7 protein-coding genes are annotated in these 9,502 nt (G+C 27.0%); 6 read left to right on the forward strand and 1 reads right to left on the reverse strand.

Annotated features, from left to right (window positions below):
* Window positions 1-54 precede the first annotated feature (54 nt).
* The 3 genes from ACQCX0_RS03310 (at window position 55) to ACQCX0_RS03320 (ending at window position 3,500) form a co-directional block, all read left to right on the forward strand.
* Window positions 55-870, forward strand: a complete 816-nt coding sequence (locus ACQCX0_RS03310) for an ABC transporter ATP-binding protein (RefSeq protein ID WP_465029875.1) — start codon at window positions 55-57, stop codon at window positions 868-870.
* A gap of 11 nt (window positions 871-881) precedes the next feature.
* Window positions 882-1,901: an extracellular solute-binding protein gene (locus ACQCX0_RS03315; protein WP_462562749.1), complete on the forward strand. Its 1,020-nt coding sequence runs from the start codon at window positions 882-884 to the stop codon at window positions 1,899-1,901.
* Between the two features lie 87 nt (window positions 1,902-1,988).
* The gene (locus tag ACQCX0_RS03320; protein ID WP_462562750.1) at window positions 1,989-3,500 is read left to right on the forward strand and encodes an ABC transporter permease; all 1,512 of its coding nucleotides are present in this window, start codon (window positions 1,989-1,991) and stop codon (window positions 3,498-3,500) included.
* A gap of 262 nt (window positions 3,501-3,762) precedes the next feature.
* On the opposite strand, the gene ACQCX0_RS03325 is transcribed toward ACQCX0_RS03320, so the two are convergent.
* Window positions 3,763-5,013 carry a M16 family metallopeptidase gene (locus tag ACQCX0_RS03325; RefSeq protein WP_462562751.1) on the reverse strand — a complete coding sequence of 417 codons (1,251 nt, stop codon included), beginning with the start codon at window positions 5,011-5,013 and terminating at the stop codon, window positions 3,763-3,765.
* Between the two features lie 119 nt (window positions 5,014-5,132).
* Here ACQCX0_RS03325 and ACQCX0_RS03330 point away from each other — a divergent pair, with 119 nt between their 5' ends.
* From ACQCX0_RS03330 to ACQCX0_RS03340, 3 genes are all read left to right on the forward strand, one after another.
* Window positions 5,133-6,548, forward strand: a complete 1,416-nt coding sequence (locus ACQCX0_RS03330) for a class I SAM-dependent RNA methyltransferase (protein ID WP_462562752.1) — start codon at window positions 5,133-5,135, stop codon at window positions 6,546-6,548.
* 852 nt (window positions 6,549-7,400) lie between these two features.
* Window positions 7,401-8,906 carry a peptidoglycan DD-metalloendopeptidase family protein gene (locus ACQCX0_RS03335; protein WP_465029876.1) on the forward strand — a complete coding sequence of 502 codons (1,506 nt, stop codon included), beginning with the start codon at window positions 7,401-7,403 and terminating at the stop codon, window positions 8,904-8,906.
* A gap of 313 nt (window positions 8,907-9,219) precedes the next feature.
* The coding region (locus tag ACQCX0_RS03340; protein ID WP_462562755.1) for a hypothetical protein at window positions 9,220-9,502 on the forward strand (283 nt) is incomplete at its 3' end.

Consider the following 9,502-nt stretch of genomic DNA (forward strand, 5'->3'; position numbering starts at 1 on the left):
CATTCCTGCTGAACCGCTCTTCCGATCTCTCATCAGTATGTTTATAGAAATAGGATGCTTGTGAACCCTGAAAATAGAGGAATAGGGATTATATTTCAACAATGTACGTTATTTCCGCATATGAATGTCCTAAACAATATTGCATTCGGAATTTCCCATTTAAAAAAAATTTATAAAGCTCAATTGCTTGAAGAGGTTATTACGAAGTTAAAAATTCAAGATATTATTAGTTTTTTCCCTTATGAATTAAGTGGAGGGCAACAACAAAAAGTTGCTTTGGCAAGAATCTTAGTGATGAAGCCAAAAATTATTTTGTTTGATGAGGCTTTTAGTAGTTTAGATAAAAATTTAAAAATTACTTTAAGACATGAGATTAAAGAAATAATTAAAGATAATAATATTACAGCCATATTTGTAACTCATGATCAGGAAGAAGCCTTTGCTTTATCTGATAAAATAGCAATTATTAAAAATGGTGAGCTTTTACAAATTGATAGTCCGATTAACATGTATAAAAATCCTGTTAATGAGTATGTAGCTAATTTTTTGGGCAAAGCTAATTTTTTAGACGGAGCTTTTGTTAACGGGAATTTTCTTGGTAATTTAGGGGAAATTAAAACCAATAAACAATTAGTAGAAAATAAAAAATATAAAATTATGATTAGACCGGAGAGCATTAGCTTAACTTATGATGAGGTTAAGGGAAGTATTAAGGGTGATATTATAAAATCAGATTTTTTAGGTCATTTTAGTGAAGTCCTAGTAAATATTAAAGGTAATTTACTAAACTGTATATCTTTTAAAGAAGGTAATTTTAAAGATAATACACAAATTTATGTATATTTTAATCAAATCAACGTAATAAAATAGGAGTTATTATAATGTTAAAAAGTATTATTATAAAAAGTATGTTGTTTATATTTGTAACCACAGTAGCTTTTGCAACTACAAAGGAATTAAATATATATACTTCAAGGCATTATCCTGTGGATAATGAGATTGTTAAAGAATTTGAAAAGAAAACAGGGATTAAGGTTAATGTTCTGCAAGGAAAGAGTGCTAGTTTAATTCAAAAATTAGAAAGTGAAAACAAAAATACGCCTGCAGATTTATTAATAACATCAGATGCTATTAATATTTATAGGGCTAAACAATTAGGATTATTACAAAGTGTATTCTCTGCCTCTTTAGATGCAAGTATTCCTATTGAATTAAGGGATACCAATAGTCAGATTTTCCCTGTTACAAAAAGAGCAAGAGTTATTATTTATAATAGTGATAAAGTTAATCCAAAAAGTTTAACTACATATCAAGCTTTAACTAATCCTATGTGGAAAGGTAAGATCTTAGTAAGATCTTCTAATAATGCTTATGATCAATCTTTACTAGCTTTCTTAATTAGTACTACTGGTAAAGCAGAGGCGATGAAGTGGGCTAATGGAATGGTAAGTAATTTTGGAAGAACTCCAAAGGGTAACGATAGAGATCAACTACGGGCAATTTCTAGCGGAAAAGGAGAACTTGCTATTGCTAATACTTATTACCTTGGGCAAATGATTAATTCTACTGAGGATACGGAAAGAAATTTTACTAAAAATTTAAAAGTATTTTTCCCAAATCAAGCAACTACCGGAACTCATATAAATATTTCAGCAGCTGGAGTAACATCCCATGCTAAAAATAAAGAAAATGCAATACTATTCATAGAATTTATTCTATCTGAAGAGATACAAAAGAAATATATGAATACTAATTTTGAATATCCTGTTAATTCTAAGGTTAAATGGAATAAAACCTTAGAAGGATTTGGTAAGTTTAAGGAAAATACTTCTGCTCTAAAAAGCCTTGATGCTTATCAAGCAGAGGCAATTAAAATATTTGATATAGCAGGGTGGAGATAACCTAGTTTGCAGCTATATTATTATGTAAAAAATAATTGGCTGATATTACTTAATGTGGGGCTGGTACTTTTGTTACTGAGTCCCCTTGTGGCTATTTTTTCTGAGTCTTTAAACTTAAATACTGTTCTTATTAAGCATATTCAACAAACTAAACTAAATCAATATATTAGTAATACCTTATTACTATGTTTGTTAGTAGCATTATTTAGTTTTCTACTTGCACTGCCTACAGCTTTTATTGTTACACGATATAAATTTTTTATGGGTAGTTTTTTTTGTAAGGCTTTTATTTTTTCCTTAAGTATCCCAACTTATATCATGGGGTTTGCCTATGTGATGTTTTTTGAATATGAAGGATTATTACACAAAATATTACAAATTATAGGATTAGGTACTAATTATAATTTAGACATTCTAAATATATATTTTGCAGGCTGGATAATAGCTTGTGCTTTATTTCCATACCTATATATACTAATTAGAACAAGTTTTACGTATAGTCTTAATAACCTTTTAGAGTCTTCAAACTCTTTGAATATTAAAGAAACTACTTTAATATTCAAATTAATTTTACCTATTACTAAACCTGCTATTATTATGGGAATATCTTTAATTCTAATGGAAACCTTAAGTGAGTACGGAGTAGTTGATTATTTTGGGGTTGATACTTTTAGTGTTGGTATTTTTAGAGCATGGGATGGTTTCGGAGATATTCATAGTGCAATTTTCCTTGCAATATTTTTACTAGGATTTGTTATTATTTTAATAGGGATAGAAAAATTTTCCAGAAATAATAAACTTTACCAATTTAAGGTAAATGTTAAGAATATTAATATTACCAAACAACTTAACACTTATAAAAATATATTTGCTTTCTCTTGGTGTATTTTGGTTTTTGGAGTTTCATTTTTTTTACCTTTTATAATCCTTACCTTTAATTTCATAGAAAATATTCATTTGCTTGATAAAGAAATTATTACTGCTCTATGGAATACCTTATTGCTAGCAGGTAGTTCCTCAATAATTATTGTTTTTATGGCTCTATTAATAGTCTATATTAGCAAAATTATTAAGGGAAAGTTATCCGATACTATGTTATTTTTAGTAGGCTGCGGTTATGCATTGCCTGGAAGTTTAGTGGCTGTCGGCATTCTGGTATTATTTACGTATGTAAATTCAGTTGGAAGTTTAATTAATGATAACTTAGGATTTATATTTAAAAGTAGCTTTCTAACTGTTATTTTTGCCTATACAATTAGGTTTATAGCCTTGGCTATAAATAGTGTAGAAGTAGTATATTTGAAAAATAATAATCTTCATGAGATATTAACTTCATTAAAACAAAATAAGTTAGTTAGTTTATTTAAAGTAGATATTTTTATATTAAAAAAGTCTTTATTAGTAGGTTTTTGTTTGGTTTTTATTGATAGTATTAAAGAATTACCTGCCACTATGATCTTAAGACCTTTTAACTTTGATACCCTTGCTATTAAAACATTTTATTTGGCTAATAATGATAACATTGTACAAGCATCTGTACCATCTTTTATATTAATATTACTTGGGATGTTAGTTATTTTTATCCTAAATAAAAAATAACCACTGCTCTTAGGCAGATACTGTATCTTTCAGCAAGTATTCTCTTTGTTATGGTGAATCCGGTTAGGCAAATACTAAGTTTACTCAGTAGTTAGCATTACAGCGATATACTAAAGCCTTCTCTCCTAGTTTGTTCTAAGCTTTCAAACTATTATATTTCTCCCAAAAATATTACACTTGTAATAATTTTATGGCACTACTAAATTAGTAATCCAAAAAACATTAGTTTTCTTATAAATAACTGCTAAAGAGTTACCTTAGTTTAATTACTAATCACTGCAATTGCTTTGCCTTTATTTAATGAATCCTCTGCAAATTGTTTTAATTTAGCAATAGTTACCTTATTGATATCTTGAATAACATCTTCTATTTTTAAGATTTTACCAAAATTTAAGAGATCCTCAGCTAAAGTTTCACACCTTATATACGTACTCTCAAGATCCATAAATAAATCGCTAATAGTTTGCTTTTTGGCTTTTTCTAGTTCTATTTCCAGAATATCACTAGTTGCTAATTTTTCTAATTCTCTGTTAAATAAATTAATCAATTCTTGTACCTTACTTTGTTCACAGACTGCTTGAATCCCTAAATAACCTGTATCTTGGTATGAACTATAAAAACTATTAATCGAATAAACTAAACTTCTTTTTTCTCTAACTTCTTTGAATAAGCGTGATGACATCCCTTCACCTAAAATATTAGAAAACAAAGTTGCAACATAACTTTTTTTATCTAAATAAGAATAACTCTCCCACCCATAGAATACATGATTTTGTTGTAGATCAGGCTTAATGATTCTCTCAAAGCCTTGATAAAATTTAGGTTTGGCATATTTTAATGAATCTACTGTTAGAGAAGCTATAAAATCATCTAGTAATTCTTTAGTTTTTGACAAGAATATGTCATGACTAAAATTACCGGAAATCACCAAACACATATTGTTAGGACTATAATAGGTGTGTAAATGTTTTATTAAATCATTTTGAGAAAATTTTAGAATATTCTCATTAGGTCCTAAAATTGGTAAAGCAATTGCATTATCTTTATAAGCAATTTTACTAAATAAATTATAAGCAAGATCTTCTGGGCTATCCTGTTCTTGTTTAATTTCCTGTAAAATAACATTCTTTTCTTTATCTAATTCTTCAATGGGAAAAATAGAATTCTTAATTATATCTACTAAAATTTCTAAAGCTAACTCATTATCTTGGCTCATTACTTTAGCATACCAAGTGGTTTTTTCTTTAGAAGTCCAAGCATTAATGTACCCGCCACGATTTTCTATTTCTTCAGATATTTGGAAATTATTTCTAGTTTTAGTTCCTTTAAAAATCATATGTTCTAAAAAATGACATATACCATTATTCTCTTTGGTTTCAATTCTAGCACCAACTCCGGCAAACATAGCAATACATGCTGTTTTTACATAAGGGATATAATCAAGAACCACCCTGAAACCATTTGTGAGCGTATATATTTGCGGTTCTATAATATTAGTATTTTTATTTTCCATAGCTTTTATTATATGGTGATTATATATAAATCTCAAGCTTACTTTTTAAACTTTACTTATTTCTAAATAGCTATTATTATAAGCACATAATTAACTACTCTTTAGCTAATACAATAGCAATGATCGCACATACTTTACCAATAATTATTACTATAACTTCTTTAGATGAAAATGCTGACGGTATTGCCGATAAAATGGCTTCTGAGACTAACAATAAAATTACTGCTAATCTTAAAGTTCCCTTTACTATGAGCGGAGACATAGTAGAAATTAGTGAATGTCATTCTAAGGAACATAATATTGTTAGTAATTCATATCAAAAATTCTTGCAAAATAAACCCCAAAAGTATTCCCTAAATAAGTATGTCCCAAGTAAGAAGATCCTCGGCCAAAAAAAACCATACAAAAACTTTATTGCTAAAAAATATAATTTTCTTAAAAAATCTGTAAAACATCAACAACCTATTTGTAAATACTATACTATTTGCGGTGGCTGTAAATTACAACATCTACCTAAAGACGATTATATAACTTATAAACTCTCTCTTTTACAATCAGAAATAGATAAATATGCACTTCCCTATTCTACTAAAATAGATTTTCTACATACTCTAGATAACCCTTATCATCATAGGAGAAGAGTAGTTTTTAGTAGTAAAGATTCTAAACTGGGATTTAAACAATATCACACTAATAATACTATAAATATTGAATATTGCCCCCTCTTAAGCACAAACATTAATCAGTGTCTTAATCTCTTGGCAATATATATAAAAACTCTTAAAGTAAATAACACTGAAACCAAATTTATTATTACGGAACTTAACCAAAAAATTAACTTAGTAATAGACAATCCTATACTTAAAATAAATTTAACTTTTTTAAAAAATTTAAGCATTTTAACGGAAAATCCGCTGTTTAATAGTATTTATTTAAAAACAACACTTGGGTTAGAACCTATAATCATTAAAGAAAAACCTTACTTCTTAGTTAATACACATAAGGTAGATTTTCCCAGTAATAGTTTTTTACAAGCATCAGTTTTTGGGGAAAATCTACTACAACAATTAGTTTTACAATATACCAATAATAGTTTAAAAATTGCCGACCTTTTTGCAGGATTAGGAACTTTTTCTTTTTTATTTACAGAACATCAAAACCTTAAAATCTTAAAAGTAGATGCTTTTGAAGAAAATGCTACTGCAGTACAAAATATTAATAATTCTCAAAGTTCTCATATTAGTGCAACAACAAGAGATCTCTTTAAGAATCCTCTATTAAGTTCTGAATTAGATTTATATGATACGATAATTTTAAATCCACCGAGGATTGGAGCAACCGCCCAAATAAAACAACTACTCCATTCCACTAAAGTACGGCATATAATTTATATTTCCTGTAATGCTAAAAGCTTTTTTTATGATCTAAATTTATTACAAGCAAATACAACCCTTAGTATTAAAAATATTACTGCTATAGACCAATTTATTTTCTCTAAACACACCGAGATATTCTGTTATATCCAAAAAAATTAGATTACTTTTTATATAATTTTACCTTATTATGGTATACTAATTATTTGTATAAACGGATTATCTATTAAATAAGTGAGCAATTTATTACAATTCTTAAAACAGAGATTAGAAATACTTAGTATTATAATCAAGGGTCTATGTAGCATAATTAGCTACTTACTTTATATTATTTATAAAATAAGCACTATGATCTTAAGTTTTTTATTAATACGTAGTTATAAAGTTATACTTAAGATTGGCTTTTTTATAACTGTTTGCTGTAAAATATTTATAATTACATTTTATAAAATATTATGCGTAATCGTGATAACTTTATTTTATTTATTAAAAGGGTTGTATAAAAATCTTTATCTTACTATTTTTATTACTTTAGGAATCATTTTTCAAGCAATCATTTATTACGTCTTTCTAATGTTAAAATTAATAGTATTAATATATAGTTTCCTACTTAAATTACAGCTATTTGTTTTTAACAACTTAAATAATTTAGCTCCTAACCTTTATACTGCTATTTATCACTTAAACGTAGTTCCAAAATTATTACTAAACTTTATTATGATTAATCCATTCTTTATTATAAGGAAACTTTTAGATATATTTCTTCATAATCTTTTTAATTTTATTCATTATATTAACAGCCAAATAAGTTTTTATTTTTTATTTGTAATCTTTAAAATTAAACCTATTTCTCAATATATTTTGCACAAATTACAACAGCTCTTCACTAACTATTTAACCTTTATTACAAATATTTTAATCTTTATCTATTTGGTATGCAAAATTTTTTATATAAGCATAATATCATTGTTTAGTATAAAGTTTTGGTTGCGTACTTTAAAAAATATATTTAGAATGATTAGGTTCATAAAATTAACTATTATTTATTTTTATAAAATTATCTTAAAAGAAGCAATTTTTATTAAAACACAAAGCCCATTAGTGATTAACATTATATTACACTCTCTATTTCTAGTAAAAAATTATTTCAAACATTTGTTTATATGGATTACTAATAATTTCTATAAAACAGGCTTATTGATAGCAATTTTTTCTTATTTATTACTAGGTTCAATCTATTTTTATAATAACTATACTGTTTTTTTCTCTAAGAGTAATCTTTTTAGAAATAATGCTACCTTCTTAAGCTACTTAAAAGTTTTAGATAAAATAAGTAATGCTGAGCTTTTTAAATCTGTTAAATTTTATAAAAATACCTTTATTATAGAAGAAGGACAAAATTTTATTTCCTTATTGCTCGCAAATAATGTGGACTCTCAAACTGCTTATTCAGTATTAGAAAAAATCAAACAAATCTATAACGTAAATACTATAAAGCCAGGATTAATTATTGAGATAACCTTTGCTAATTCTAAAGAATGGGACTACCAAAAAATTCAAAAAATTTCTATCAATGTCAACACTAGTTATGACATCATTATAGAATCAGATCCTACTTATAATTTAATAGCTTATAAACAAGAAAAAAGATTAAAAAGATATATTATTAAAAAACAAATTTATGTAAAAGATAGTCTGTATACTTCTGCAGTTGATGCCGGAATCCCCAAATCAATCATTACAGAGTTATCTAAGGCTTTTTCTTGGGATGTTGATTTTCAAAGGGATGTACAAAAAAACGATTCCTTAGAAGTACTCTTTACTTGTAATTATAATCAATATAATGAACTTCTAGAATGTAATAATATAGTTCATGCCTCTTTAAAATTATCACAGAAAGGGATATCTTTTTATCAATATAATAATCAATATTATTCTGCCGATGGAAAGACCGTAGAGAAAACTCTTATTAAAACCCCAGTTGAAGCAGCATTTCGTTTATCCTCAGGTTTTGGCATGAGATTGCATCCTATTCTTGGTTATACTGCTTTTCATAAAGGTATAGACTTTGCAGCACCGGTAGGAACTCCTATTTTTTCTTCAGGAGACGGGGTTATACGTATAGCCGGGTGGGTTGGTAGTTTTGGAAATTACATTAGAATCAAGCATAATAATAACTTAGAAACAGCCTATGCTCATATGAATCGTCTACATAAAAATATTAAAATTGGGAAAAGAGTTAAACAAGGAGAAATTATAGGATATGTCGGAGCTAGCGGTAGAGCTACTGGACCACACTTACATTATGAAGTTATAATTAACGGGAAACAAGTTAATCCTGCTACTGTAAAATTACCTTCCGCAGGAAAATTAACCGAAGAAGAGTTAATTTTATTTTTAGTAGCCAAAAGAAAAATAGATACTTTATTGCTTCGTTTACCAAACTCAGGCAGAATACTTGCTCCCACCGAGAATCTAAAGGAAGACGCTACTGGTAAAAATACTTTTTCTATACTATAAGTAAGAAATTTAGATCCTACCTTGTTAAGTATCCTTATATTTTTATACCAACACTCCATAAATTACTCTTTTTATATATTCTTATTCTCCTTAGAGTCTAATAAAGCTGTTCTGCTCTAATAAAGCCATAAATTATCTTATATATCATCTCTTACTTTTAAAATCTTAAGTTAGGAACAGCTACAGATTATTACTATACTTTTACTCTAAGCAAGATTATTAAAATTTCGTACTTATAATAACATATTTTTTGAATAAAAAATATGTTATTATAAGATCTAAGAGCACATGGTAATATAGGGAGAATAAATTAATGAAAAAATTACTATATTTTGCAATTATACTTAATATATGTGTAACATTCCCAACTAATGCAAAAATTAATAAAAATTTTCAAGAACACTTGTTAGACCAATTATCCCCTTATGTAGAGGATATTAATAGTATTCCAACTATTAAAGAATTTTTTCAAACAACTTTAATTACTAATAACAATAAACTAGCTTCTATTTTTGCATTAACAAATTCTTTAGATTATTTAACAGCTTTTGGGAAAGAAATACCTATATATTCTATTCTTTACGGAGGAAATACTT

Source organism: Candidatus Hepatincolaceae symbiont of Strigamia maritima (genome assembly GCF_055505085.1).

Bases quoted from the DNA above. Each gene is read 5' to 3' on its own strand.
- ACQCX0_RS03310 (WP_465029875.1), top strand. From the start codon at position 55: ATGCTTGTGAACCCTGAAAATAGAGGAATAGGGATTATATTTCAACAA.
- ACQCX0_RS03315 (WP_462562749.1), top strand. From the start codon at position 882: ATGTTAAAAAGTATTATTATAAAAAGTATGTTGTTTATATTTGTAACC.
- ACQCX0_RS03325 (WP_462562751.1), bottom strand. From the start codon at position 5,013: ATGGAAAATAAAAATACTAATATTATAGAACCGCAAATATATACGCTC.
- ACQCX0_RS03330 (WP_462562752.1), top strand. From the start codon at position 5,133: ATGATCGCACATACTTTACCAATAATTATTACTATAACTTCTTTAGAT.
- ACQCX0_RS03335 (WP_465029876.1), top strand. From the start codon at position 7,401: ATGATTAGGTTCATAAAATTAACTATTATTTATTTTTATAAAATTATC.